Genomic DNA, 23922 nt, shown 5'->3' with positions numbered 1-23922 from the left:
GCAAATCCACTCACCTGCATAAATACAAGAAAACCCCCGGCGTAAACCGGGGGTTTTCACTCTGCGGAGGATGTGGGATTTGAACCCACGAGGGATGTGACTCCCGCACGCGTTCCAGGCGTGTGACATAGGCCGCTAGTCGAATCCTCCAACGTCGTTAAAGACTACCCAACAAACCCCATTTTCCCAAAACGCGCCCCCTACCAGGGAAAACGAGGCATTTAAGCGACACTTCCGCGCAACCGGTGCAACCAACAGCAACCAACTCCGGCTGCCGACTGCCGACTGCCGACTGCTGTTTCGCCCCCCACTCCCGGAATTTTTCCGGGAGTTACTTAGCCAGCCGAGCAATCGCCGCCGAGGCCTCCTCCAGCTTGGCGTCCAACTCCTCCGGGCCGCCCTCAGCCGCATGCACCACACAGTGATGGAGGTGAGCATCCAGAAGAGTTAACGCCAACGACTTCAACGCCGAATTCACCGCCGAAATCTGGGTCAAAACATCGATACAGTACTCTTCGTTCTCAATCATCCGACCAATGCCACGAACCTGCCCCTCAATGCGACGGATACGGGATTCATAACGCCGCTTCTCCACGAGATAACCGGGATCAGTGGTGTCATGGCAGCAAGAATCGTCGTCAAGCGAATGCGATTGCGACGAACAACAAGACTCACTCATGAGTTACTCCTTTTTGAATAGCTGGTTGACTCGGAGAAAACCGCGCAGACGCAGACTGTTGCCGACCACAAAAACCGACGAAAACGCCATCGCAGCGCCAGCCAACATCGGATTCAACAACCCCAGCGCGGCGACAGGAATTGCCAAAACGTTGTAGAAAAACGCCCAAAAAAGATTCGAACGAATCGTGCGGAGCGTCCGGCGTGACAACCGCAGCGCATCCGCAGCCGCCAACAGATCACCACGCACCAGCGTGATATCCGCAGCCTCCATCGCCACATCGGTGCCCGTGCCCATCGCCATGCCCAAATCCGCCTGCGCAAGAGCCGCAGCATCATTGATGCCATCGCCGACCATCGCCACACACGCGCCGCCAGCCTGCAACTTCTCAATCGTCGCGACCTTATCCTCCGGCATCACTCCCGAAATCACATCCTCGCGAGCAATACCGACCTCATCTGCGACCCGAAACGCCGGGCCGGCGGCGTCGCCGGTCAGCAGAATCGGCCGCACCCCCCACTCCCGGAATTTCGCGACCGCAGCCGCCGACGTCGGCTTCACCGAATCCGACACCTCCAACGTGCCCAGGAGCTCTCCATCGCGGCGCACCGCAACCACCGTCCCCCCACTCCCGGAATTTTCCCCGGTGCGGCCGACCTCGATGCGGTGGCCATCCACGGTGCCTTCAACCCCCACTCCCGGAATATCCCGGAAATCCGAAACCGGGAGTAGAGAATCCGGATCCGCCGCGCGCACAATCGCCTGCGCAATCGGGTGGTGCGACGCCGCTTCCACCGAAGCGGCAAGTGGCAGCAGATTTTCGGGAGTGGGAGGGACCTCCGTCACCTCCATCACACCCGTAGTCACCGTGCCGGTCTTATCCAGCACAACCGTGTCGACCTTCCGCGCCGACTCCAGCACCTCCGGGCCGCGCAGCAACACACCCGCCTTGGCACCTTCACTCGTGCCGACCAGGAGCGCTGTGGGCGTCGCTAAGCCAAGCGCACACGGGCACGCGATGATGAGCACGGCGACCGCAGCCGTGACCGCCTCACTCGCGCCGTGCCCCGTAAACAACCACGCGCCCAGCGTGACCGCGGCGATCGCGATGACGGCGGGCACGAACACTCCCGAAACCCGATCCGCCAGCCGCTGCACCGGCGCCTTACCCGTCTGCGCCGCCTCGACCATCGCCGCCATCTGCGCCAACTGCGTCTCCGAGCCCACGCGCGTCGCCCGCACGAGCAGCCGCCCAGACGTATTGATCGTCGCCCCCGTCACCTCATCGCCAGGGCCGACCTCGACAGGCATCGGTTCGCCGGTCAGCATCGACGCATCCACCGCCGACGCGCCCTCCACGACAACGCCGTCCGTCGCGATCTTCTCACCAGGCCTAACGACGAACACCACTCCCGGACGGAGCTGTTCCACGGGCAGCCGCTTCTCCACTCCCGAACTTTCGAGAACGGAGACATCCTTGGCGCCAAGCTTCATCAACTCCCGGAGTGCCTGACCGGCGTTGCGCTTGGAGCGCTTCTCGAAGTAACGACCAATCAGCACAAACATGATGATGCCGGCCATCGCCTCGAGGTAGATGTTCATATCGGCATCACCAGGAGTGACCGTGAAGTGGAACTCGTGCTTGAGCCCCGGCAGCCCGGCACGCCCGAAGAACAACGCCCACACACTCCAGAGGAACGAAGCGGTCGTCCCCATAGTGATCAGCGTGTCCATGGTGACCTCGCCATGACGCAGATTCTTCAGTGTCGCGCGGTGGAACGGCCAGCCGGCCCACACAAAGACCGGCGCCGAGAGCGTGAGACACAGCCACTGCCAATTAGTGAACTGGAGGGCAGGAATCATCGACATTGCGATGACGGGAGCAGTGAGGATGACAGCGCCGATGACTCGGTTGCGCAGGTCTTCCAGCTCCCGGTCTTTCCCTTCGGGAGCAGCACCCGGTTCCTGTTCGGGCTCCTCCTGCGGAAGCTCAGCGGTGTACCCCGCTGCCACGATTGTGTCGATCAGTTGCTGCGGGTTGATGTCCGCCGGCGCCTCCACATGCGCCTTCTCGGTCGCATAGTTCACGCTCGCGTTAACGCCATCAAGTTTGTTCAGCTTGCGTTGGATACGGTTTGCGCACGACGCACACGTCATCCCGCCGACGGGGATATCAAGGGTGAGAAGTTGCTGCTCAGACATCCGCTTTCCTCTTTGGGGGTTTAGTTTGCGACCGCCTTGTAGCCAGCTTCATCCACTGCTGCGATTACGGCAGCGGTGTCAATGTCTGCATCCGAGGTCACGGAAAGGAAATTCCGGGAGCGGTCAACCTGGACATCAGTGATTCCCGGGAGTTCAGAGACTTCCTCCCGCACCGATGCCTCGCAGTGTCCGCATGTCATGCCAGTAACAGTAAAAGTTTGATTAGCCATACCCCAATATATACCCCCTATGGGTATATCTGTAAAGCTATTCGCGCTGACGGTAGCCCGAGTAGGCCCGCCCCGCGAGAGCTGTCGGGAAGGCAAGGTTGAATTCGGGCGGCGCGTGCGGAGACGGCGGGTGGCGGTAGACCGCGCCGGAGCCGTCGTCACGCTCGAGGTGCCCGTTGAGGCCTTGCCTGTCGTCATCGTTGGCGGCGTTGTGTTCTTTGCAGGTCATGACCATGTTTTCCATAGTCGTGGCGCCGCCGTTTTTCCTGGCGACCAGGTGATGGGCCTGCCCAGCGTGGGCGGGGCGCGGGCACCCGGGCCACGCGCAGATGGGGTTGTCGAGGATCATCGCGATGCGCTGTTCCTCCGTCGCCAGGCGCGGGTTGTGTATCGGGAGTAGGTCGGTCGGCGTGTTGTGCTCGTCGTAGACCAGCACCCAGCCGGTGTCCGCGAGCAATGCCTCGACGAATTGTCCGGGAGTGAGGACGGAGCCGTTGGAGGTCGCCGCAAACCGCGGGCTGTACTCCACGATGTCTTGCGCGGTTACGATGAGCGCGGGCTGGTAACGGAGCTTGTCGACGTCGTCAAGCGGCCCCTCCGACCCGTGTGCCAAGCGTTCTGCCAGCGCCTGACCGACACACCGATCCCGGGTGTAATCCTCGTGCGCTTTGGCGATTTCAGCTGCGCGCACGGTCAGCGGCGCGACCAGGTCGTCAATCATGTTCGCCGGACCAGTGACCTGCAGATGCTTCATCCCGCGGATGTCCGGATTCCGGGAGACGTGGGCGCGCAGGTGCTGCGGCGGCTCGTCGGTGCGGTTGAGCTCCTTGACCTTGGTGCGCATGTAGGTGTCGAGGCCCTCGAAGTCGTATGCTGCGGCGGCGCGGGTGAAGTCCAGGCGGTAGTACTCCCGGATTTCGACGTTGTTGAGTTGCCCGGAGCGCTTGTCGATCTGCATGACCGTGTCCAGCGACAGCTTCAGCTCCCGGGCGATCGCGACGGCTTTGTCGCGGGATTCGACATCCATATCGCCCTCGACCGTGCCGAACAGCCGCTCGGCACAGCGCAGCAGGCGCTTGAGGCGGAAGGGGTCGAAGCCGATGCTGGCTGCCAACTCCCGGTGCCCGGTGGATTTTTCCGGGAGTGCGGCGCGCAGGTCGGCGAGCACGTCAATCCCCCGTGTCGCCAGCGCGCTGAGCAGTCCCAATGTCGTCATGGGGCTAAGGCTAGTTTCCGGGAGTGGGCGGCTTCAATCGCTTTTTGGCGTTGTCCACAGCCGTCGTAAAGCATGCACAATCTGCACAAACGGGCTTGACGACGCACTCCCGAAAGTGCCCTACCGGAACGCGACCTCTCCCACCGGCCGACGTAACTTCCGGGAGTGGAGGGTGTCGGGAGCCGCGGCCATGTCCTCGCACGCGCGCACGGCGGCCATGAGGTGCTCTTCCTTGGAGGACTGGTAGAACTCGCGGGCGGATTTCGGGAGTTTGGGTTTGTCGTGCAGCGGCATGTCGGAGACGCTGAGCAGCGCGCCGTAGGGCACCCGGAAGCGGTAGCCGTTGGCAGCGATGGTGGCGGATTCCATTTCGACGCCGATGGCGGTGGATTTCTGCAGCTCTCGGTAGAGGTCGGCCTGGGAGCGCCACTCCCAGTTGCGGTCGGAGGTCGACAGCACGGTGCCGGTGCGCAGGCGCTTTTTCAGCTCATCGCCGGTAAGTCCGGAGACGCGGGCGAGCGCGTTGGTGACGGCGAGCTGGATTTCCGCAATTGGCGGGATGGGTTTTTCCAGGGGCACGTAGTTGTCGAGGACTCCGTCGGCGCGGTCGTAGCCGTTGGCGAGAATCATGTCGCCGATGCGCATGCGGCCGTCGAGACCGGCGCAGTGTCCGACCATCATCCAGCAGTGCGGGCGCGTGACGGCGAGGCAGTCGGTGATGGTTTTGGCATTCGAGGGGCCGACGCCGATGTCGATGATGGTGATGCCGCATTGGTCGTCGCGAAGCAGGTGGTACGCCGGCATCTGCGAGGCGTGCGCGTGCTGACGGCAAATTCCGGGAGTGGGGATGGCGCCGATGTCGTAGCGCTGCCCACCCGGGCACGCCAGCGCCGTGTACCCGTGCGGATTTCCGGGAGTGAGGGTGGCGGCGTATTCGAGGAACACGTCCGTGTGCAGCTGGTAGTTGGTAAATAGCACGAAGCGCTGGATGTTTGCGGCGTGCGACCCGGTGTAGTGTTCGAGGCGCTGGAGGGCGAGGTCGATGCGCTGGGCGGTAAAGAGGCTCAAAGGTTTGATGAGCAGGCCCAGGTAGTCGGCTTCACCGTCGGCGATGGTGTCGTCGATGCTGGCGGAGTCGATGGGGGTAAACGTCTTCTCCACTGCCGCCAGCATGCTTGCCGACGCCCCTTCCCTCCCCGCCGCTTCCTCGGCGGCCGCGTCGAATCCGCGGCACATCCGGAGTGGGATGGGCTGGTCGGAGACGCGCACCTCGACTTCGCCGCCGTGGTTGGCGAGCAGGTCGTTGATTTGCTCGATGAGGTAGGTGCGGAACATCACCGGGCGGGTGATGGTGGTGGCATACACTCCCGGACGGTCGACGAAGCCGTGTGACAGGGAGGGGTCGACATCCTCGACGGCGCTGCCGGCCGGGACGGTGAAGCGTAGTTCGGGGTAGTAGGCGCGCACCGGCCCACTCCCGGAATTTCCTTCGGTGGCGGCGGTGTACTGCTCGACTAGGTAGGCCATTCCTGCCCGGTGGATTTCGGTGAGCCGGTCGACGGCTGCGGCGGCGTCGGTGTAGAAGTCGCCTTCGCCTTCGGTGGGCCAGAACGGGGGTGTTGCGGAGTCTCGTACCTGCATAGCCCAAGGCTAGGCGGAGAGGTTCCCGCTCGCATCCGCGCCGCGCTCATCACGCCAGGCACGCTCACGCAACCAGCTCAGTGCCGGCTCCACACTCCCTCGCGGCTGCGGCGGACCTCAAAGACCTGGTGCACATGGTAGCCGCCGATGGTGGGGATGGTGAGGAAGTGACGACCGTCGTCAAGCTCGTGCCAGAGTATGCGGCCGTAGCGTACGCCGTCGCGGACGTGGGCGCTGAGGTAGTCGGCGCGTTGCTGGCCGCGGAGGGTGGCGTAGAAGGCGGGGTCGACGGGTAGTTGGACGAGATTCCGGGAGTGGGGGTCGATGTCGGCTTCTTGCAGCCGGATGGCGACGGGTCGGCCGTCGACGAGAAGGTCAGCGGTGTGACGGCTGAGATGGATGATGTGGACGTCGCTTATTGTGGTGTGCATTTGGCGCTCCTATTCGCTCTTCCCCGCAGGCGGTCTGTGGGGCTGATCTTCCTTTGGGGCACCGGGTCCGCGAATCGGGCGGTTGCCTATCGACGCTGTCAAAGGCCATTTCTCGTCGATATCTTGTGATCGTGCCGCCCACCCTAACACCAACTAGACAGCTTTGTCTACCATCTCCCGCACGCTTTACGACGAGGCCCCACCCCGCCACTCCCGGAAGCTACCCCTTCCCCGTCAGCACCAGGACCACCAGCGCCACGTTGAGCGCGATGATGAGCCCGCAGATAACCCACGCGACCCGGCGCAGTAGTGGGGTGTTGGCCCAGATGCCCATCTCGGCACGCGAGGAGGTCATGCGCACCAGCGGGACCAGCGCAAACGGGATGCCAATCGACAGCACCACCTGGCTGAGCACCAGCGCCCACGTCGGCTCCACGCCGCTGGCGATAATGAGCAGCGCCGGAATGATGGTGACTATTCGGCGCACCAGCAGTGGCACACGCACCTTCAGCAGGTCGCGCATAATCAGGTCACCGGCGTAGCAACCGACAGAGGACGACGCCAGCCCGGAGGCCAACAGCCCAACGCCGAAAAGTATGCCCACCACGGGACCAAGTGCGCTGGTCACAGCGGCGTGGGCGCCTTCGATAGAGTCAGTCCCCTCCACCCCCGGGAGCGCTTCGGCCGCAAGACACAGCATGCCGATATTCACCGACCCAGCCAGCACGAGGGCACCGAAGACATCGATACGCGTGGCCCGTAGGTGCTGGCGCAGCGAGGAGTCATCTTCCACCTTGTACTCGCGGTCGCGCACCAGCCCGGAGTGCAGGTAGACCGCATGCGGCATCACGGTCGCCCCCAGCATGGATGCCGCCAGCACCACGGTGTGCGCGCCTTGGAAGCGCGGCAGAATTCCGCTGGCCATCTCCCCGAGACTCAGGCCCGTGACAAACAGCCCGGCCAGGAACCCCACCGTAATGACCAGCAGGAACGCCACAATCACGCCCTCAAAAGTGCGTTGCGAACGCCCACCCTGAAGCAACAACAGCCCCAGCGAGACCACGCCAACAATGACACCGCCAAGCAGCATCGGCGTCCCAAAGAGCAGGTACAGCGCCGTGGCGCCACCAATAATCTCCGCCACATCCGTCGCTGCCGCCACAATCTCGGCCTGCACCCAGTACGCCAGCCGCCCCGGCCGGTTCGAACCGAAGCGGTCGGCGACACCTTCGGTCAGCGACCGCCCCGTCACCAGGCCGTACTTCGCCGACAGGTACTGCACAACCATCGCCATGAGGTTGGACACCACCAACACCCACAGCAGCAGATACCCGTAGCTCGCGCCCGCGGACAGGTTCGCAGCCACATTTCCGGGGTCCACGTAGGCAATCGCTGCCACAAAAGCAGGCCCCAGCAGACTCATCATGGGCTTGCGGTTTTTCTCGCTTGACGACGTCACTTGCGACCCTTGTGCCCCTGAATCATTCACCCGGCCATTATTTCACGGCCTCGACACTAAATCTTCAATCAGCCCAAAATTTGGGCAGCCATGGTGCCACCGAGATTTACCAGGCGGTCGGAGATGTCGTCGTCAAGCGAACCGACAAACACGACGGGCTCGGCCGCAAGCTCCCACTTGTAGCCGGTCGTGATGGTTTTCATGGCGTTTTCCGCCCCGGTGGTGTCGAAGCCGCCGCGGATCCAGTAGGAAAATGGCAGCCCCTTGGTAACTTCCTGCGCCTCCCGGAAGGTGGTGTCGAAGAAGTGCTTGAGCGCGCCGGAGATGTATCCAAAGTTGGCGGAGGTGCCGAGCAGGATAGCGTCAGCGCTGGTCAGGTCATCGATGGTGGCGTCGAGAGCCTCGACAACCTTGACATCCACGCCCTCCAGCGCGGGGTCGTTGGCACCCTCGAGCGCGTGGCTTAAGACTTCCTGCAGAAGCGGGGTCGGGGAATGGTGGACGACAAGAAGAGTAGGCATGCCCCGAGGGTAACGAAGCGGCCCCTAGAAAATCACCTGTTCGCGAGGAATTTCCAGACCCGCACGCAGGGCTTCCGGGAGGTCAGCGATGGAGTCGAGCTCTACGCTCCCGCCGCCATCGCTAGCATCACCGCCACCGCTCAGCGAATCCAGAATCCACCGCTGCGCTGCATCCACCGACACCTCGCCGAGAGTCACGTCGCCATCGCGCTTGGACAGTCGCCGCCCTTCAGAGTTCACCACCAGCGGAACGTGCACGAACGAAGGTGCGGTGTGACCGAGCAATCCGGCTAAGTACGCCTGCCGCGGGGCCGAGGACATCAGGTCATCGCCACGCACAACCTCGGTGACACCCTGCTCGGCATCATCGACGACGACCGCCAGGTTGTAGGCCCACATGCCATCGGCACGCTGGAGGACAAAGTCATCGATCGGAGCGGCAATCTCGCCATACAGCTCATCGGTCGCGGCCCCCTCACTCACCTGCGATTTCAGGCGTATCGACGGCCTTCTCCCCGCCGCCGCAAATTCGGCCTTTTTCGCGGAGAGGTGCTCGTCGTCAAGCGAACGGCACGTGCCGGGATACTGCCCTGGCACGCCATGCGGCGCGGAGGAGGCGGCGAGGATTTCACGGCGCGTGCAGAAGCAGGGATAAGTCAGGCCGCGTTGCGTGAGGTCGGCGAGCGCGGATTCATACAGGTCAGAGCGTTCTGACTGGCGGACCGGGGCGCCATCCCAGTCTATGCCGATGGCCTCGAGATCGGCGAGCTGCTGCGCCTCATACTCGGGGCGGGAGCGCTGGCGGTCGATATCTTCGATACGCACGATGAAGCGACCGCCCTGCGCGCGGGCGTGCGCCCAGGCGAGAACCGCGGTGCGCAGGTTTCCCAGGTGCAGCCGACCGGTCGGCGAAGGGGCGTAGCGGCCGGTGGGTAAAGTGGAATTAGTCAACCGTTGGGAACTGGTCACAGGAATATGTTAGCGAGACCCCAAGATGATAGTTGAAATCTTGGGGAAAGATCTCCGGTTGAATAATTCAAATCATCTTGGAGGAAATTCATCTTTTACTCGAAAGGCATTCATGACCTTTCAATAAAATCAAGGGTTAATGTATGCGTGACTTTTTGTAAGCGGATCTTTTAGAGGAGAACAATGTCATCACGTTTGCGCGTAAATTGGCTAGCATCGATTTCCATTATCGGACTAGTCGTGAGCCTCCTCTGTCTCCTGGGCATCGCAAATGGGATGTACACATTGAGCAAACTAGCTAACCAGACTGCCGTTATGAGTACAGCAGCTATTACGGCAAAGACAGATCGCGCGCTGCTCTACTGCTTAATCGCTCTTGGCAGCCTGATTGTAAGCTGTTTTACATTTATTGTTAATGGAATGCGCAGTAAGCGTGGAGCTAAGAAAACAAATAATTAAACCCGCTCATCCTCTAACTCCTGCGGACTCAAACCCACAGGAGTTAGAGGATGAGAGGCAGAGTCGGCCTCGAAGACTTCATCGGCACTCGCTTGGAGCCCTGAGCGGCAGGTAACATTCCCTCCCGTGACAAATAACGAAAACCTGCCCAAGTCTGGGCCGGGCAACGCCGAGGCTGCCGCTGTGAGCACCTCGCACGCGCCCGAGAACGCAACTAAGTCCGAATCCACAGCACACACGCCACGCCACATCCCGGTACCGAAATCGCTGTACCCGATGTTCACGGCCATTTTCATTGGCGTGCTGATTGTCTCCAACATCACCGCCACCAAGGGCGTGGAAATCTTCGGCCTGGCCACCGACGGTGCCTTCTTCCTCTTCCCCTTGAGCTACGTCATCGGCGACGTGCTTTCCGAGTGCTATGGCTACAAAGCCACCCGCCGCACCGTGTGGACCGGTTTCGCCATCCTCGCCGGCGCAATGCTCTGCTTCTTTGCCGCCATCAAGCTCCCGGCGGCACCGTGGTACGAGAATCAGGAAGCCTTCGCCACTGTGCTGGGCACCGTCCCGCAGCTTGTTCTCGCAGGTCTGGCCGGTTATGTCGTCGGTCAGCTGCTCAACGCCTGGTCGCTCAACGCCATTAAGAAGCGCACTGGTGAAAAGGCTCTCTGGGCGCGACTGATGGGCTCGACTGTGGTTGGCGAGTTCGTCGATACGCTCATCTTCTGCTCCATCGCCGCCACCGCTATCGGCATCGATACCTGGGGTACCTTCGTCAACTACGTCATCGTCGGCTTCATCTGGAAGACCGCCGTCGAGATTGTAGTCATGCCAGTCACCTACGCCGTCATCGCGTGGGTCAAGCGCCGCGAAGGCTACTACGACACGCGCGTTCCCGCTTAACGACGAAAAAAGTGCCGCGACCTCGCCTGAGAAGCGAGTAGTCGCGGCACTTTTTGCTTTTACTTCACATCCCGTTTGGCATTGACCCAATGAGCAACGCCAACAGCCACAACAATCCAGGCCACCAGCACCACGATGTTGAACCACATCGGCTGCGTCATGCCGGCCTCAAACCCGATGCGTGGATTCTCCGGATTTGCCATCAGACCGCCCAATTGCGTCGACAACTGCTGAATGCGTGCACCCGGCGTGACCAGCCACAGTGGCCGGAAAATCGCATACGCCAGCGCCGCGAACTCCAGCATGCTTTCCACCACCAGAATCCACACCAGCGGAATAGCGACAGCGGCCACGCGCGAGCGCGTCAGCACTCCCAGCGACATCGCGATTAGTCCAAACACTACAAAGCCAAGCACTCCGGCGAGCATGTCCGTGGCAGCGTCGCCGCCCTTGAACTCCACGCGCGGGGAAACCGTCACCGATAGCCAAGCAAGCGCCACACCAATGACCCAACAGACAGCAATCAGCACAAGGGTCAGCGTCATCCGTGCCGAAAGCCACAGGCTCCTTCGGTCCTGCGTCAAGAACGCATGCGCATTCATCTGATCGTTGTACTCACCCGCCAGGGTGGAGCCACCAAAGGCAATCACGATCATGTTGAAGATCACGGTCCCCAACAGCAGCAATTCCCAATCAGCGGTTGCACCAGCGTCCGCCGCCATGCTGAAAGCCGCCATCGGCCCAGCTATCGAGCCCACCAACAACACCACATACACCCACGTGCCACGCAGGCTGGCTAGCTTCGTCCACTCCGACCGCAAAGCGTTTCCAAAACTCATCTCAGTCACTCCCCTACTGCCCAATCGCCTGCGCGCGGTATTCCTGCGATTCCTGGGTCGCAGCCAGGAACTTTTCCTCCAGGTTGTCGCGCTTCGTGTGCAACCGCGTCACCAATAGCCCCTCACGCAAGGCAGCAGCCGCAATGTCGCGGCGGAGTTGCTGCTCGCTGATGCCGTCGTAAAGCGGAATGCGCAATTGCTTATCGACGTCAACCCCACGCGCGACCGGCCCTAACGCCTGCAGCAGCCGAGCGGGGTCATCGACTTCAACTTCGATGACCGTGCCGTCGGAAAGGAATTCATCCATGCTGTACTCGCCGATCATGCGACCGCGGCCGATGACGACGATGCGGTCGGCGGTGAGCTGCATCTCGGAAAGGAGGTGCGACGACACGAGGACAGCGCAGCCCTGTGCGGCCAGCGCCTTGATGGTGTGGCGCATCCACGAGACGCCTTCGGGGTCCAGGCCGTTGACCGGCTCATCCAAAATCAGATGCTGCGGCTTGCCGAGCAGAGCCGCTGCCACTCCCAGACGCTGCTTCATGCCCAGCGAGTAGCCGCCGACCTTGTCCTTCGCCGCCTCGGTCATGCCGACCTGCTCAAGGCACTCTTCCACGCGGGTGTCGGGGATGCCGGCGCCGCGGGCGAGGGCCCGCAGATGAGCGCGGCCCGAACGAGCCTTGTTGTGCCAACCGGCATCCAGAATTGCACCGGCGATGCTGGGCTTATTCTTCAGCGTGGAAAAGGGCTGGTTGCTGTAGGTGTTGCCCTGGGAATCCGTCCCGGTGAACAAGGCCTGGCCCGTGGTCGGGGTATCGAGGCCCAGCATGCAGCGCATGGTGGTGGACTTGCCGGAGCCATTTGGGCCGAGAAAACCTGTCACTACACCGTCGGGAACGGTGAAGGACAGGTCATCGACGGCTAATTTCGAACCGTACTTCTTGCTGAGTCGTTCAACCGTGATCATGTCCTCCATGATGCCGGTTGAGACTGCCTCGCGCAGTAGAGCTAGGTCTAGTTTTGGGCTTCCCCCGGGCCCGCCCAGCCGCCACTTCACGCCACTGGACTGATTCGGGTGTTCCCTGCCACTTCACGCCACTGGTGTCACCTCATGCCACCTCCACAGATGGCACGAGGTGACATGGCTGTCGTGAAGTGCGAAAAGGCAGAAGCCTAGCCCCAGCCCAGCCACAGCCCAACCGACCCAAGCACTCCCCAGCACACCCCAGCCCCCAGCCGAGCCCTAATTCCCCACCGCACGGCCACCGTTGGCGTAGTAGCGGCCCATAAACTCATCGCGATACTCGAAGAACCGGTCCTCCAGGATCGCAGCGCGAATGTTCTCCACCAGCTGCACCATGAAAAACAGGTTGTGAATCGTGCACAGCGTGCCAGCCAGGTACTCCTTGGCCTTCAACAGATGATGCAGGTAGGCCCGGGAATAATTCAGCGAAGTGTAGGAGGGCACCTCCGCATCCACGGGGCGGAAGTCGTTCTTGAAGCGGGCATTCGTCAAGGTCATCCGGCCATCGAGCGTGTACACACCACCACGGCGGGCAAGCCTAGTCGGAGCGACGCAGTCAAAGGTGTCGGCACCGGCCTCGACAGCGGCGAAAATATCGTCCGGCTCGGAAATCCCCAGCAGGTGGCGGGCGCGGTCGTCGGGAAGCTCGTCGTTGACCCAACCGCAGATCAGGCCCAGGTTCTGCTTCTCAATCGCCCCACCAATGCCATAGCCGTGGAAGCCGAGCTGGCCGGCATCCTCGAACTCGCGGGAGAGCTCCACCAGCCCGCGGGCGGCCTTGCGGCGCAGGTCTTCGTACTGCGCACCCTGCACGACACCGAATAACTGCTGGATGGGCAACTGGCCGTCGTCAAGCGAATGAACATGCGCATCGACCTGACCGCGCGAAATCGTCAGCTCGTTGTGAGCCTCCAGGCAACGGCGCGCCCAGCGGTGCGTGCGCTCGACGGATGCCTCCTGGTAGCCGCGGGTGTTCATCAGCGTGGTGAGCTCGTCGAACGCCATCATGATGTCGGCGCCCAGCGCGTGCTGAATACGCATGGACACCTCCGGCGTGAAGCGGTGCTCGGAGCCATCGATGTGCGAGCGGAAAGTCACGCCGTCCTCGTCGACGAACGCGTTGCGCTCTTTGCCCTCGGCGACGATGTCATCTTTCTGCATGCCGGTGACGTCCATCGCAAGGGTCTTTTTAAAGCCCGCGCCGAGGCTGAGCACCTGGAATCCGCCGGAGTCGGTGAATGTCGGGCCGTTCCAGTTGGAGAACTTTGCCAACCCGCCGGCCTGGTCGACGATTTCCTCGCCGGGCTGCAGGTACAGGTGGTACGCATTCGACAGCATCGCCTGCGCGCCGGTGGATCGCACCTGCTCGGGCGTGAGCGTCTTCACGGTCGCCTTCGTGCCGACCGGAATGAACGCCGGCGTAGCAATATCGCCATGCGGGGTGTGGATAGTGCCAGCACGTCCGCGCGCGCCTTCGATTTGCTTTACGACGTCAAAGCCCGTCGTCCTCGACTGCGACATGAAGCTCCTTGGTTGTGGTCCAGTGCTAATGCATTGAGGTTACCTGGGTGCTATTCGCAAGTTACTCAGCGCTGTCATTTTCCTCGGGTTGGGCAGCGTTTTCCGGGTCCCACACGGCGCGGCTACGACGTGGCGCTTCCTCTTCGAGTCCTTCGCGCTTCATCAGTTCCGCAACCGTAATCTTCTTCCGCTTACGAGCCGGGCTGAAGTACGGGCGGACCTCGACGTCCTTGGCATTTTCCGGGTTCGGCTGGGCGTCAGTTGGTTCAGCTGGCGCGGGCTGCATGAGCTGTTCGGTCGGCTCCGCCTGCTCTGGCTGCTCTGGCTGTGCCGGCTGCTCCGGATCAAAAGGCGCCGTAGGGGCAGACAGTTCGGCCTGCTCAGAGCGTTCGGCCTGCTCAGCCTGGTCAGCGGGTTCGAGCTCCTTCAGCTTTGCCTTCTTCCGCTTCGGAATCCAGCGGTTACGCTTCTTGGTCGCGACAGCCACAGCAGTACCACCAGCTGCGCCCGCCGCGCCCTCTGCACCAGCACCGACTTCACCATCGGCACTGTCTGCTTCGTCCTCGTCAGCGTCAGCCCCGCCAAAGCCACGCCCAGCGCCTTCGCTTTCGGGCAACAGGGACTCACCGCGAGCCATACGCTCGCGGCGGCCCTTCTCCACCAGTTCCTCGGAAACCTCTTCCAGGGCAGAGCCTTCGACATCCACAGAAGGCAACACCTTGTCCAGCCACTTCGGCATGTACCACGTAGCGCGGCCAAGCAGGAACATGGATGCCGGGATGAAGGTCATGCGAATAACGAAGGCGTCGAAAAGCACTGCGGCACCCAGCGCGAAACCGAATACCTTGATGATCGCCAGGGGTTGCCCGGCGAACGCCGCGAAGACGGAGATCATAATAATCGCAGCGGCCGTGACCACACGAGCGCCGAGAGTAAAGCCTTCAACGACCGATTCTTCGACCGCGTTGTACTTCGACTCTGGTGAGGACTCACCCTTGTTGTGGGTGTAATGCTCGCGCATGCGGGAAACCAGGAAGACCTGATAGTCCATGGCCAAACCGAACGTCACGCCGATGAGGAAGATTGGCACAAAGCTGACCAGCGGACCCGGAGTGCTAATCACACCCCAGAGGCCATCCTGGAAAAATGCCACCGTGACACCGAATGCGGCTGCGACAGAGAGCAAGAAGCCCACACCGGCAGTCACCGGCACCATCAGGGAGCGGAAAATCATCAGTAGCAGAATCACTGCCAGCCCCACGACAACGCCCAAGTAGAGCGGCATTGCGCCCTGGAGACGGTCGGTGATGTCAATTTCGATAGGAACCAGGCCAGTGACACCGGTGAATAGGCCGGTGGTTTGCTCAATCTGCTTCTGCTGATCGCGCACCGCGTTCATCAGCTGCTTGGTCGCAGGATCGAGCGGACCCGACTTCGGGGTCATAATCATCTTGACCGCAGTGCCGTCATGATTCATGCCAATCATCTGGATATGCTCGACACCGACATTGGATTTGAACTGGTCGACAGCGTAGCTATAGGAAGCCTTACGGGCGGCCTCGATGTCAGAGAGTTCCGGGTTGGTCTGTTTCAGGGACTCGATAAGTGGTTTGAGCACCGGTGCATCGGGCTTCACATCGTCCGACTTGGCAATAATGATGAGCTGAGAGTTACGTCCCGCACCGAAGCCCTCTTCAATCATGGTGATGGCCTTGCGGTTCGTGCTGTCCTTAGCCGCAGTAGAGTCGGACGGCAGCGCCAGCTTCAAGTGCATGGCCGGGTAGGCCAATGCCAACAGCAAGACGATACAGCCGACCAGGAACAACCCTGGGGCCTTGTGCACGAAAGTGACCCAACGTCGCCCCATCGTCATCTCACCGAAGAAGGAAGAGCGACGTTCCTTGCGCGGGTTACGCGAGGGGTTGCCAGCAACACCGGGCACGCGGCCAGCGAAGACCTTGTCGCCCAGCAGAGACATAACTGCCGGCAGCAGGGTCAGAGAGACCAGCACTGTGAAGGCCACCGTGATTGCCGCCGAAATACCCATCAGGGACATGAACGGCACCTTGGCCACCGTCAGCGCTGCCAACGCGACAATCACAGTGAGGCCTGCGAAAACCACAGCGGAGCCAGCCGTACCGGTAGCCATGCCGATGGCATCTTCGTTGGTCATCCCTCGGGCTCTTTCTGCCCTGTAGCGAGAGAGGATGAACAGTGCGTAGTCAATACCGACAGCCAGGCCGAACATGACGGCAAGCACCGGGGTAATCGAGTTGACGTCAGTGAATGCGGTCATCAATGTCACACCGAAGACACCGATGATGATGCCCACTACCGCCGTCACAATAGGCAGGAACGAAGCCACCAGAGATCCGAAGGTGACAACCAGCACGATAAATGCCACGGTCACACCGATAATCTCCGAGGTCGGAGCTACCTCAATCGCGGGCTGCATGCCCGGGCCAGAGGCCTCGACCTTGATACCGGCGTCACGACCGGCCTGCATTGCGTCGAGAAGCGCCTGCATATTCTCCGGTTCGATGTCCTGCGGCATCTTGGCGTCGAAAACGAAGGTGGAAATACCGTAGCGACCGTCATCGGACACGGTACGCAGGGCATTGGCATCGGCCTCGGCAACATCCTTGGGCAGGCCGGCGGCCATGCCCTGTTCCTTGACCATCGCCTGCATCTTCGGATTGAGGTCTACCGGGTTGTGAAGTTGCAAATCATCGGAGATTTGGCCGACATTGTCGCGGATGCCGTTAATGACCTGGTCAACAGCTTCTTTATTCTGTGGGTCATCGAGCCTCTGCCCCTCCGGGGCCTCGAAGGCGACATAGATACGCTGCTCTCGAATTGGGTTCGGAACATCGGGGAACTTTTCCTCAATCACGTGCGAAGCCGTTGCCGACGGCATGCCGGGGATCGAGAACTGGTCGATGAACCCCTTCTGGAATGCGGCAACTGCACCGCCCAGCCCCGCCAAAATCAGGAACCACGCGATGATCACAGTCCATTTATGCAGGTAGGAGAACCTGCCGAGTTTGAACAAGGCCTTTGCCATGTCAAGTTTCCCTTACGTCTAATATTCGCCTGGACCGCCCCCAACTGCAGCTTCCCCAAGTTCGCGCTACCCAAGCACTCCCTCGGACTTCACCTGCAGTTTGAAGCCTCTTCGCTACTCCGATGCTAGCGACCACCCCGGATTGGCCAACATCAACTCTGGCGCTGACGCGGTCATTGGGGGCGGGCACGACATAAAAACCGGAAATACTTTTGCTAAGAGTAGCGGACTTCCCGGATAAACGTGAACAATGGGGTGTGTGTTACTGATGTTAATTTTGTGATTTAGGTGCTCCAGGTCGGGCGCCTCACCATTTGCCGCTTTACGACGGACACCTCCCACACCTCCACCACACCCAGGCAATCAGGGCCGATTAAATGCAAAACCCCCGGGGCTCCTACTTAAAGGAACCACCGGGGGTTTTATTGGCGGTGACGGAGGGATTTGAACCCTCGGTACGGGGTTACCGCACAAAGCATTTCGAGTGCTTCACCTTCGGCCGCTCGGACACGTCACCGCTAGAAAACGTTACAGGTAGCCCCTTTATCTACCAAATCCCCAGGTCAGACGGCTCAGCTGTTCGCACAGTCGACACCGCCGGTCCTTCGCCAAGCCGTTCACACAGAACCACAACCCCCGCCATTCCAAATCACTCCATCTACTGCACCATCCACGTAAACCACCGCGCTCTTCGGGGTGGCCAACGCCCGCTGAGATATGAAGGAATAGTCTGTAGCTTGAAATCTAGAAACTTAAACACAGAAGTGCAGCCACACAGAAAGGGTTCTCCCTCATGATTCGTTCCGCCATCATCGGCTACGGCAACTTGGGCCGCAGCGTCGAAAAGGTCATTGCCGACCAGCCGGATATGGAACTCGTCGGTGTTTTCTCCCGTCGCGATTCGCTGGACACTGAGGCCCGCGTGCTCCCGGCTGCGGATGTCGAAAAGTACAAGGACGAGGTAGACGTGCTGTTCGTGTGCCTCGGCTCGGCCACCGATGTCCCGGAGCAGGCCCCTGAGCTGGCAAAGAACTTTACGACGGTCGACACCTACGACAACCACCACGAGATTCCGAAGCACCGCGCAGCCATGGACGCCTCCGCTCGTGAGGGTGACAACATCGCCATGATTTCGACCGGTTGGGACCCGGGCCTGTTCTCCCTGAACCGCGTCCTGGGCGCTGCCATCCTGCCGGGAGCAGACCAGATGACCTTCTGGGGACCAGGCCTGTCGCAGGGCCACTCCGATGCCGTGCGTCGTGTGCCGGGAGTGAAGAAGGGCGTCCAGTACACCAAGCCGAACCCGGAAGCTATCGAGGCCGTGAAGAAGGGCGAGGGCGCAGACCTGAAGGGTAACGAGTGCCACCTGCGCCACTGCTTCGTCGTCGCTGAAGAGACCGGCAACGCCGAGGAGGACGCCAAGCTCAAGGAGCAGATCCGCGAAACCATCGTGACCATGCCGGATTACTTTGCCCCATACGAGACCATCGTGGACTTCATCTCTGAAGAGGAGTTCGACCGCGACCACCAGGGCATGCCGCACGGCGGCCAGGTCATTACCCGTGGCCAGGCCGGTACCTCCGGCCACGTCATCGAGTTCGGTCTCGAACTGGAGCGCAACCCCGACTTCACCGCAGCCGTCCAGGTTGCCTACGGTCGCGCTGCCTACCGCCTGAAGCAGACTGGCGAGACTGGTGCCCGTACCGTCTTCGAGATCGCCCCGTACCTACTGTCCGCCGAACCACTGGATGACCTGGTGGCTCAGAAGCTGTAGCCAGCCCCAACGCTGACAGCCGGCCATCGAAACACAAAGAACCCCAACCGTCTCCGCACATCAGAAGCGGAGAAGGTTGGGGTTATCTCTACCCGAGAGCTAAGCGCTTTACTTGTCAGTCAGCTTGCCCAAGGTCTCAGTAGCCTTGTCCTTCAGGTCCTCAGCACCCTGCTTGACCTTGGACGCAGCCTGCTCGCCCTTGCCCTGGTTTGACAGGTCGTCATTGCCAACGGCGTCGCCGGCAGCTTCCTTAACCTTGCCGCCCAACTCGTCGGCCTTGTTCTGCAGCTCGCTCATTATGTAAGCCTCCTATGTAAACGACTTATCTATTCTTTAGAGCCACCGTCTAGCAGCCCCACTAGTTCCGACGGTACGTGAAAATGAAGACTCGTCACGGCCACAGCGGGAATTGTGACCTAACTGTGACCCCGCTCACGCTTCCGACTGCCGTTGCCGTTCGAAGAATTCCCGCAGGTAAACGGAGCATTCGTCGGCAAGCACACCCCCGCGCACCTGCGGCGTGAATGCATGGGCGGGATCGCGGATGACATCGGCGATAGAGCCGCACGCGCCGGTCTTGGGCGACCACGCGCCGAAGACCACACGCCCCACGCGCCCCATGACGCACGCGCCGGCGCACATCACGCACGGCTCAAGTGTCACGACCAACGTGCACTGCTCCAGCCGCCAGCCGTCACCAACAGCGCGGGTGGCCTCGCGCAACGCAATGACTTCGGCGTGGGCAAGCGGATCACCATCAGCTTCCCGACGGTTCGAACCCCGGCCCACAACCTTGCCCCCGGCATCCACGACCACAGCTCCCACCGGCACATCCCCGGGGGCCGTGTGAGCAGCTTCGGCGATAGCCAGGCGCATCCACTCTTCGTCGAGAATGTCCTGTTTTCGACGGGGCAGGGCGCTTGGCCGACCAGCTGGCTGGCTGGCCGCAAGGGCGCTTGGCCGCCCGGTCAGATGACCTTTGTCAGGGTTAGTCGTCATAGGGGTCGTAGTCGTCATCGTCACCGTCGTAATCCAGGTCGGCGACATCGGCGAGCTCCTCGGCGCACCCCAGCTCCTCGGCAATGGCCAGAAGCTGCTCGGACGCCCACAGCGACTGATCGTCACAGATGGACTCCAGGGCTTCCTCCGAACAGCCCAGGTCAGCGAGGATATCCATATCTCCTTCGGCCCAGGCGTCGACATCGTCGAGCTCGTCCTCGTCGAGGTCGGGGATATCCAGATCCAGCTCGTCGAACACATCTGCCGCAATGTCGTCGGTGACGGCGGCGGTGGCGTCGGAAAGCACAACGCGCAGCGACCCAACGCCCTGGCGCACGAGAATAAAGTAATCGTCGTCGATATTGAGCATTCCGACAGCGGCGCGTTCCGAACGCAGATTGCGCAGCGCCTGTGCAGCGTCAGCGAGGGAATCGGTGGCGTCGTCCCCAAGATCGACGACGCGCCAACCGCGCTCCCCCATAGTTACGGCAACCGCGAAGGAGCGGTCGTCATCGGAGGTGTACCCTCCGGAAAAGGTCGTGCTCATAACCCACAACGCTAGTCGCTGTATGTCATGCTTGTCAGGTGAGCAATTTCGAGTCCCCCTCCCCTGCTTCGTCCTCCCTGTCAGCTGCACAACTACCCGCGGTATGCATCCTCGGTTTGGGCCTCATCGGTGGCTCCATGATGCGCGATCTGCGGGCCCATAACGTCGAATGCTTCGGTTGGAATCGCTCGTCCCCGACGGTCGAGGAAGCCACGAAGGAGGGATTCGACGCCAGTACAGATCTTCAAGCCACGCTCGAGCGCGCTGAGGCCAGCCGCGCGCTCATCGTAATTGGCACCCCCATGACAGTCGTCGGCACGATGCTCGACGCGATCAACGAGCACGCCCCCAGCTGTGGCATCACGGATGTGGTCTCCGTGAAGGCGGCCGTCGCCGCCGAGGTCTCCGCTCGCGGGATGGAGGAACGCTTCGTCGGCGCGCACCCAATGGCGGGTTCCGCGCAGGCGGGCTGGTCCGCCACGCTCGAAGGGCTTTTCGACGGCGCCCCCTGGGTCATCACCTACGACCTGGCAGCTGCTGCCGACGCTGCGGGCAAGCCCGTCCCGGAGCGCTGGATTGAGGTCTTTTCGCAGGTCGCCAACTTGGGAGCAGCTCTTGGCAGTCAGCTCATTCCAGCGCTAAGCGATCACCACGATGCCAGCGTCGCCCGCATCTCCCACATGCCACACCTAGCAGCCTACGCAATTGCCGCCGCCGGTGAAGCCGGTGGTCCTCTGGCCATTTCGCTGGCGGCCGGCTCTTTCCGCGACTGCACCCGCGTCGCCGCCGCTGCTCCCGACATGGTCATGTCCTGGTGCGAGAACAACACCGAACCCGTGCTCGCCGCGCTTGACGACGTCATCGAGCGCCTCACCGCCGCGCGCACCCAGTTGGCCACCGAGGGAACCGCTATGGACCTGGCCAAAACCGGTCAGATTGCCCGTGTCCGCTACGAGGCCCGCCCCGCTCACCGCCCGATTTTCCGACTGCGCGTCGGCGAGGGCGATTGGATCAACCAGTTGAAGTTGGCCGAAAGCGTCGGCGGGCAGGTGGATGTGTTCTAGTGTGGAACTATGTTTTCCCCCGAGCTGCACACCAGCCTCGCAGGCATCACTGTCGTCAACTTCGCCATTAACGTTCCGGGACCACTGGCCGCTCAGTACTTGGGCCAGCTAGGCGCCCGGGTGATTAAGGTCGAACCACCCACAGGCGACCCGCTCGGTTCCTTCGGCCGCCCCTGGTATGAAGCTATGTCCGCAGGTCACGAGATTATCCAGGCGGATCTGAAGAGCGATGAGGGCCGCGCACAGCTGAGCTCGCTGATTGATGAGGCCGATGTGGTCATCACCTCGGTTCGCCCCTCCGCGCTGGAACGCATGGGGCTGGCGGGTCTCCACGAGCGCCCGAATGGGCCGGTGCATATCGACATTGTCGGTGACACCGACGCTCCGGAAACACCTGGCCATGACCTGACCTACCAGGCGGAGGCCGGAACTCTCACGCCCCCGGCCATGCCGCCAGTGCTGTTGGGCGACATCCTGGGTGCACACTTTGCGGTCACCGCTGCCCTTGCCGGGTTGATTAAGCGGGCGGGTGCGGGTGCAGACGTCGTAAAGCAGCCTGGACTGCACTGCCGCATCGGCCTAAAGCAGGCGGGTGAGGCCGGTGCCACGCCGCTGAAGTACGGCATGACGGCGCCCGGCGGACTACTCGGTGGCGGCCTGTGGACGTACGGCCTCTACCCCAGCGCCGACGGCTACGTGGCCGTGGCAGCGCTGGAGCCGCACTTTGCCGCCGCCCTGACCGAGGCCACACGCGCGAGCAACCGCGAGGAGCTTGCGGATTTCCTCCGCGAGCGCACCAACGCCGAAATCATGCAGCTTGCCAGCGAAAAGTCGCTGCCGCTGGCTGCAGTGGAGTAAGCGGGTCAGTTTAAGGCCGCGCGCCTCGGGGGTCGGGGGCCGAGCCTTACGCCGTCAGCCCCGCGGCCTCCGCAGTGAGTTCCACCGAACGCAGTCGGTCAGGAACCTTCAGCGATTGATGAGCCACAATCAGCTCATCCGCCGTCGAGTACTCACCGAACTGCGCAATCTGCTCACGCACCTGCGCCACCGTGCCGACTGCCGTGTGACGGAACATATTCTGCACCTGGCGCCCCTGCGGAGTATCCATCAGAACCTCCGCCTCATCGTCAGTGAGGTGATGCCCACCGCGACTCAGGAACCGCCCGACCATGTTCCTGCGGGTAGCGAAGTACTGCTGCTGCGCGTCCTCTTCGCTTTCCGACGCAATCACATTCATGGCCGCAAAAGCGTACGGCTTATCCAGCTGCTCAGAAGGCTGGAACTGCTCGCGGTAGACCGCGATGGCATCGCGAAGCGCGTCCGGAGCGAAGTGCGAAGCAAACGCGTACGGCAAGCCGAGCGCCGCTGCGAGTTGAGCACCAAAGAGCGAGGAGCCCAGGATGTACAGCGGCACATGGGTGCCGCGACCCGGAATTGCGTTGATGCCCTTGATCAGCGACTCGTCGGAGAGGTAACCGCGCAGCTCCTGCACATCCTGCGGGAAGGAATCGGACGAACGCGGGTCACGCCGCAGGGCGCGCATAGTGGCCTGGTCCGTGCCCGGCGCGCGACCAAGCCCCAGCTCGATGCGATCCGGGTACAGATTCGCGAGCGTGCCGAACTGTTCCGCGACCGTCAGCGGTGCATGATTCGGCAGCATGACGCCGCCGGAGCCGAGGGTGATGCTCTCGGTTTTTGCAGCCACGGCTGCGATAAGAACTGCCGGCGACGAGGACGCGATGGAGTTCATATTGTGGTGCTCTGCGTACCAAATACGCTGATAACCAACCTTTTCCGCTGTCTGCGCCAAATCGATGGAGCCCTGTAGGGCGTCGGCGTGGGACTGCCCCGAGGCTACGGTAGCGAGGTCAAGAATGGACTCAGTACGAATCATGGTTCCACAGTCTAGACCGTTAGTCGGATATTGCGAGTTTGAGATGCTTCGAATATTGAGGCGCTGGGGTTTGGGGTTTTGGGGATTCGGGTGCGGGTGGCTCGTGGGTGGATCGTGGGCGGCTTGCGGGTGGACGGGCTCATGGGTGGCTCGTGGGCGGTATTCACTTGTCGATGAGCTATTCACATATCGATGAGCTATAGCCTGGCCACAAGTGAATAGCTCATCGATATGAGCGCAGGCAGAGCCAATACCGCGCGCATAAGTGCCGGAAAACCATCGATAAGTCGGGCAGACAAAAAGACCCGCACCTTACCGGTGCGGGTCTGCGTTGTGCGCCCGAAGGGATTCGAACCCCTAACCTTCTGATCCGTAGTCAGATGCTCTATCCGTTGAGCTACGGGCGCATTTTGTTGTTATTCAGCGACTCTGGGGTAATTCCCTCGGCCCCTGCAACGAATAGATACTTTACTCATCCTGCTAAGT

22 protein-coding genes, 3 tRNA genes and 1 riboswitch are annotated in these 23922 nt (G+C 61.6%); of the genes, 5 read left to right on the top strand and 20 right to left on the bottom strand.

The features are described from left to right. Nucleotides 1-64: 64 nt before the first annotated feature. The 10 genes from CRD18_RS08340 to gluQRS all read right to left on the bottom strand — a co-directional run bounded on the left by CRD18_RS08340 (nt 65) and on the right by gluQRS (nt 9348). Nucleotides 65-150, bottom strand: a tRNA-Ser gene (locus CRD18_RS08340). A 181-nt stretch (nt 151-331) separates the two neighbouring features. Continuing rightward, entirely contained in the window at nt 332-679 is a 348-nt protein-coding gene (locus CRD18_RS08335) for a metal-sensitive transcriptional regulator (protein WP_065421667.1), read from the bottom strand. A 3-nt stretch (nt 680-682) separates the two neighbouring features. Further along, complete coding sequence (locus CRD18_RS08330; RefSeq protein WP_187406643.1) at nt 683-2881, bottom strand: cation-translocating P-type ATPase; 2199 nt, start codon at nt 2879-2881, stop codon at nt 683-685. Between the two features lie 20 nt (nt 2882-2901). After that, nucleotides 2902-3111, bottom strand: coding sequence for a heavy-metal-associated domain-containing protein (locus CRD18_RS08325; protein ID WP_049172422.1), 210 nt, complete (start codon nt 3109-3111; stop codon nt 2902-2904). A 37-nt stretch (nt 3112-3148) separates the two neighbouring features. Beyond that, complete coding sequence (locus tag CRD18_RS08320) at nt 3149-4327, bottom strand: HNH endonuclease signature motif containing protein (protein WP_049193842.1); 1179 nt, start codon at nt 4325-4327, stop codon at nt 3149-3151. 120 nt (nt 4328-4447) lie between these two features. After that, nucleotides 4448-5968, bottom strand: a complete 1521-nt coding sequence (locus CRD18_RS08315) for an AMP nucleosidase (RefSeq protein ID WP_187406642.1) — start codon at nt 5966-5968, stop codon at nt 4448-4450. Between the two features lie 77 nt (nt 5969-6045). Continuing rightward, on the bottom strand, nt 6046-6399 hold the full coding sequence (locus CRD18_RS08310) for a hypothetical protein (RefSeq protein ID WP_016421862.1): 354 nt from the start codon (nt 6397-6399) through the stop codon (nt 6046-6048). Nucleotides 6400-6409: 10 nt separating this feature from the next. Further along, nucleotides 6410-6530: riboswitch (SAM riboswitch) on the bottom strand. Nucleotides 6531-6619: 89 nt separating this feature from the next. Beyond that, nucleotides 6620-7858 (bottom strand): Nramp family divalent metal transporter, encoded by a 1239-nt coding sequence (locus tag CRD18_RS08305; RefSeq protein WP_187406645.1) that lies wholly within the window; start codon nt 7856-7858, stop codon nt 6620-6622. A 68-nt stretch (nt 7859-7926) separates the two neighbouring features. After that, entirely contained in the window at nt 7927-8379 is a 453-nt protein-coding gene (locus tag CRD18_RS08300; protein ID WP_016421860.1) for a flavodoxin family protein, read from the bottom strand. A gap of 24 nt (nt 8380-8403) precedes the next feature. Then, nucleotides 8404-9348: a tRNA glutamyl-Q(34) synthetase GluQRS gene (gene gluQRS, locus CRD18_RS08295; RefSeq protein ID WP_016421857.1), complete on the bottom strand. Its 945-nt coding sequence runs from the start codon at nt 9346-9348 to the stop codon at nt 8404-8406. Between the two features lie 315 nt (nt 9349-9663). On the opposite strand from gluQRS, the gene CRD18_RS08290 reads away from it, so the two are divergent. Both CRD18_RS08290 and CRD18_RS08285 read left to right on the top strand, forming a co-directional pair. Continuing rightward, nucleotides 9664-9807, top strand: coding sequence for a hypothetical protein (locus CRD18_RS08290; RefSeq protein WP_224784318.1), 144 nt, complete (start codon nt 9664-9666; stop codon nt 9805-9807). 126 nt (nt 9808-9933) lie between these two features. After that, nucleotides 9934-10710, top strand: coding sequence for a queuosine precursor transporter (locus tag CRD18_RS08285; protein ID WP_070438881.1), 777 nt, complete (start codon nt 9934-9936; stop codon nt 10708-10710). Between the two features lie 59 nt (nt 10711-10769). Here the strand turns inward: CRD18_RS08285 and CRD18_RS08280 are convergent, their stop codons facing one another. The 5 genes from CRD18_RS08280 to CRD18_RS08260 form a co-directional block, all read right to left on the bottom strand. Beyond that, nucleotides 10770-11549, bottom strand: a complete 780-nt coding sequence (locus tag CRD18_RS08280) for an ABc transport system integral membrane protein (RefSeq protein ID WP_049190211.1) — start codon at nt 11547-11549, stop codon at nt 10770-10772. A 13-nt stretch (nt 11550-11562) separates the two neighbouring features. After that, nucleotides 11563-12516: an ABC transporter ATP-binding protein gene (locus CRD18_RS08275; protein WP_049190213.1), complete on the bottom strand. Its 954-nt coding sequence runs from the start codon at nt 12514-12516 to the stop codon at nt 11563-11565. Nucleotides 12517-12792: 276 nt separating this feature from the next. After that, the gene (gene tgt, locus CRD18_RS08270) at nt 12793-14094 is read right to left on the bottom strand and encodes a tRNA guanosine(34) transglycosylase Tgt (RefSeq protein WP_049172440.1); all 1302 of its coding nucleotides are present in this window, start codon (nt 14092-14094) and stop codon (nt 12793-12795) included. A gap of 61 nt (nt 14095-14155) precedes the next feature. Continuing rightward, nucleotides 14156-17158 carry an MMPL family transporter gene (locus CRD18_RS08265; RefSeq protein ID WP_187406641.1) on the bottom strand — a complete coding sequence of 1001 codons (3003 nt, stop codon included), beginning with the start codon at nt 17156-17158 and terminating at the stop codon, nt 14156-14158. Nucleotides 17159-17584: 426 nt separating this feature from the next. Continuing rightward, a tRNA-Ser gene (locus CRD18_RS08260) sits at nt 17585-17675 on the bottom strand. A 276-nt stretch (nt 17676-17951) separates the two neighbouring features. Here CRD18_RS08260 and CRD18_RS08255 point away from each other — a divergent pair. Next, a complete protein-coding gene (locus CRD18_RS08255) occupies nt 17952-18932 on the top strand; it encodes a diaminopimelate dehydrogenase (protein ID WP_070607642.1) in 981 nt (326 codons plus the stop codon). Between the two features lie 108 nt (nt 18933-19040). On the opposite strand, the gene CRD18_RS08250 is transcribed toward CRD18_RS08255, so the two are convergent. The 3 genes from CRD18_RS08250 to CRD18_RS08240 all read right to left on the bottom strand — a co-directional run bounded on the left by CRD18_RS08250 (nt 19041) and on the right by CRD18_RS08240 (nt 20478). Next, nucleotides 19041-19229 (bottom strand): CsbD family protein, encoded by a 189-nt coding sequence (locus tag CRD18_RS08250; RefSeq protein WP_070429201.1) that lies wholly within the window; start codon nt 19227-19229, stop codon nt 19041-19043. Between the two features lie 135 nt (nt 19230-19364). Beyond that, nucleotides 19365-19808, bottom strand: a complete 444-nt coding sequence (locus tag CRD18_RS08245; RefSeq protein WP_070429200.1) for a nucleoside deaminase — start codon at nt 19806-19808, stop codon at nt 19365-19367. Between the two features lie 112 nt (nt 19809-19920). Further along, a complete protein-coding gene (locus CRD18_RS08240; RefSeq protein WP_005510946.1) occupies nt 19921-20478 on the bottom strand; it encodes a tRNA adenosine deaminase-associated protein in 558 nt (185 codons plus the stop codon). A gap of 38 nt (nt 20479-20516) precedes the next feature. Here CRD18_RS08240 and CRD18_RS08235 point away from each other — a divergent pair, with 38 nt between their 5' ends. Then, entirely contained in the window at nt 20517-21542 is a 1026-nt protein-coding gene (locus tag CRD18_RS08235) for a prephenate dehydrogenase (protein ID WP_187406640.1), read from the top strand. 9 nt (nt 21543-21551) lie between these two features. Further along, nucleotides 21552-22400: a CoA transferase gene (locus CRD18_RS08230; protein WP_187406639.1), complete on the top strand. Its 849-nt coding sequence runs from the start codon at nt 21552-21554 to the stop codon at nt 22398-22400. Nucleotides 22401-22446: 46 nt separating this feature from the next. Here CRD18_RS08230 and CRD18_RS08225 read toward each other — a convergent pair whose 3' ends face one another. Both CRD18_RS08225 and CRD18_RS08220 read right to left on the bottom strand, forming a co-directional pair. Then, the gene (locus CRD18_RS08225; RefSeq protein WP_187406638.1) at nt 22447-23436 is read right to left on the bottom strand and encodes an LLM class flavin-dependent oxidoreductase; all 990 of its coding nucleotides are present in this window, start codon (nt 23434-23436) and stop codon (nt 22447-22449) included. A 334-nt stretch (nt 23437-23770) separates the two neighbouring features. Beyond that, nucleotides 23771-23843: transfer RNA gene (locus CRD18_RS08220), tRNA-Arg, on the bottom strand. Nucleotides 23844-23922 lie beyond the last annotated feature (79 nt).

Source organism: Corynebacterium sp. LK31 (genome assembly GCF_014335015.1).
Taxonomy (GTDB): domain Bacteria; phylum Actinomycetota; class Actinomycetes; order Mycobacteriales; family Mycobacteriaceae; genus Corynebacterium; species Corynebacterium jeikeium_D.
This window is presented reverse-complemented; position numbering and strand designations above follow the sequence as displayed.